This is a genomic window from Agrococcus sp. Ld7 (assembly GCF_045064095.1).
Lineage (GTDB): Bacteria > Actinomycetota > Actinomycetes > Actinomycetales > Microbacteriaceae > Agrococcus.
The window spans coordinates 1-2577 of sequence record NZ_JBISGY010000016.1 but is presented as its reverse complement, the minus strand read 5'-3'; the positions used below and the strand labels follow the sequence as shown (position 1 = coordinate 2577).

Genomic DNA, 2577 nt, shown 5'->3' with positions numbered 1-2577 from the left:
TGAGTATTTGACCTCCTGAGCGCCACCTGTTCGTGCGGCGTAGCGCCATGGTTGGTGCGGGTGAGCGCCAGCGGATCGCGTGGTTTGGCGCCGCTGGCGCTCACCCTCGGTTCATGCGGCCGCTGCGGGTGCGGTGTGCTGTCGCATGTTGTAGGTGCCGGTGTCGACCCAGAGGGTGTTGTGGACGATGCGGTCCATGATGGCGTCGGCGTGGACGCCGGCGCCGAGCCGCTGGTGCCAATCCTTCTGCAGGTATTGGGTGCAGAGCACCGTCGATGTCTCGCCGTAGCGGCGTTCCATCAGTTCCAGCAGCATGCCGCGCATCGAGTCGCTGGGTCGGTCGAGCAGCCATTCGTCGATCACCAGCAGCGTGAACGCGGCGTATTTGCGGAGGAACTTGCTGGCTCCGCCGGGCTTGTCCTGCGCGGCGATCCAGGCTTCCTCGAGGTCGGGCATGCGGATGTAGTGGGCGCGGATGCGGTGCTCGCAGGCGCGTTTGGCGATCGCGCAGCCCAGGTACGACTTCCCGGATCCGGTGAAGCCTTGGAAGACGACGTTCTGCTGCCTGGTCACGAACGAACAGGAGCCCAGCTGTGCGAGCAGGTGCCGATCCAGGCCGCGCTCCTCGAGCAGGTCCAGGCGCCGCAGGTCGGCGTTCGGGTAGCGCAGTCCCGCGCGGCGGATCAGGCCGGAGACCTTCGAGTGCGTGAAGGCCGCGTAGGCGTCATCGACGGCGAGCCGGACGCGCTCTTCGAACGGCAGGCTGATCGTCAGCGACTGGTCTTGCCCGTCGATGGCTTCGAGCAGCTCGCTCGCGTTCATCTCCCGCAGCTTCCGCTTGGTCTCGGTATCGAGCATGCTCATCGGGCGCCTCCCGCGTAGTAGGCGCTGCCGCGCACGTAGCCGCCCGCTTCGTCGCCTCCTGGTTCGTCGTCGAGACGGCCGAGCTTGTCCTGGCCGGTGTCGAGGATCGGCCGCAGGTGCGCGTAGCGGGGCGAGCGGACCGGGCCGGCCAGCGCAAGCTCGCACGCCGCTTCCACCCGTGTCGGGGAGAAGCGCTTCGTCAGCCGCAGGATCGCCAGCGCCGGGTCGAAGCCCTGCTCGGCGACCGGCACGGACTCGAACACGCGGGCGATCACCGCCGTCGCCGACGGGCCCACGCGCGTCGCCCACGCGTCGATCCGTTCCCTGTCCCACGCCTGCCAGCCGTGCCCCTCGGGCAGGTCGGTCTCGCGCGTCCGATACTGATTGACGGCGGTGGCTGGCAGCAGCAGATGGCTAGTGAGGCGCTCATCGCCCCGGTAGATGTCGATCGTCGTGGCCGTCACCCGCAAGTCCACGCTGGCGCCGATGTGAGCGAAGGGCGCCGAGTAGAAGTTCCGCGCCCAGACGATGTGCCCGTTGCGGCCGACCTTGCGCCCATACGTCCAGGAACTGATCTCGTACGGGATCGCGGGAAGTCCGCCCAGCAGCGGCGCCTCCTCCGCGAGGAAGACGCTGCGCCGGGAGCCGGCGCGCTTCTGGAACGGCTCGTCGTTGTAGGCGGTGACCCGCTCACGGATCCGCGCCTGCAGCACGCCCATGCTCGTGAACGTCTCCTCCCGCAGGCCCGCGATCACCCACGTCGCCACGTGGCTGACCGTGTTCTCGACGCTCGGCTTGTCTCTCGGGTGGCGGACGCGTGCCGGCAGCACCGCCGCCGAGTAGTGCGCGGCCAACTCCCGGTAGGCGTCGTTCAAGACGATCTCGCCCTCCCGTGGCCGCTCGATCACGCCGGTCTTGAGATTATCGGGCACGATCCTCGGGACCGTGCCGCCGAAGAACGCGAACATCTCCGCGTGCGCGCGCAGCCACGACTCCTGCCGCATGTCCAGGCTCCCCTGCACGAACGCGTACCGGCTGAACGGCAGGCACGCGACGAACAAGTAGACCTTCGACACCTCGCCCGTGGTCGCATCCAGCAGCTGCATCGTCGGCCCCGACCAGTCGACCTCGACGCTGCGGCCAGCCTTGTGGCCGACCCGCGATGAGGCGCCGGTGACCTTCGCGTAGTCCGCGTAGAGGCGGCAGAAGCGGTCGTAGCTCATCGCCGCCAGCCGATCCCGCGTGGCCCGATCGGCATACTCCTGATGCAGCAGCCGCAGCGTCACCCCCACCCTCGCCAGCTCTCGATGCACCCGCTGCCAGTCCGGCTGCACGAACACGCTCTCCCGCTCCCCACGGCCCGGGAACAGCGCCGCGTAGACCTCCGCGTCGGCCATGTCGTCCGCATCGGCCCAGGCCAGCCCGGCGCGGTCGGCGGCATCGAGCACCGCCTGCACGCTATGCCGCGACATGCCCTGCCCGACAGCGATCGCCCTGCCCGAGAGCCCTTGCCCGCGAAGCTGCAACACCAGCTTCGCCTTGATCTTCCGTACCATGCCGGTACTCCTTCCACCACGTGTCCCTCACTTGGTGGAAGGAGCCAACCAGGTGGCGCTCACCCAGCCCGACACCGGCGCTCAAGCACGCGAATCGTGCATGACCGAAGTGGCGCTCACGCGCGCGAGCAGTGGCCCCCAGAAAGACGAATACTCA

2 protein-coding genes are annotated in these 2577 nt (G+C 68.6%); both read right to left on the bottom strand.

The window, feature by feature from the left end; all coding sequences use genetic code 11:
- Positions 1 to 111: 111 nt before the first annotated feature.
- A complete protein-coding gene (locus tag ACJJVL_RS03440; RefSeq protein ID WP_405216917.1) occupies positions 112 to 864 on the bottom strand; it encodes an ATP-binding protein in 753 nt (250 codons plus the stop codon).
- A complete protein-coding gene (istA, locus tag ACJJVL_RS03435) occupies positions 861 to 2420 on the bottom strand; it encodes an IS21 family transposase (protein ID WP_405216916.1) in 1560 nt (519 codons plus the stop codon). The genes ACJJVL_RS03440 and istA overlap by 4 nt, the downstream gene beginning before the upstream one ends.
- Positions 2421 to 2577 lie beyond the last annotated feature (157 nt).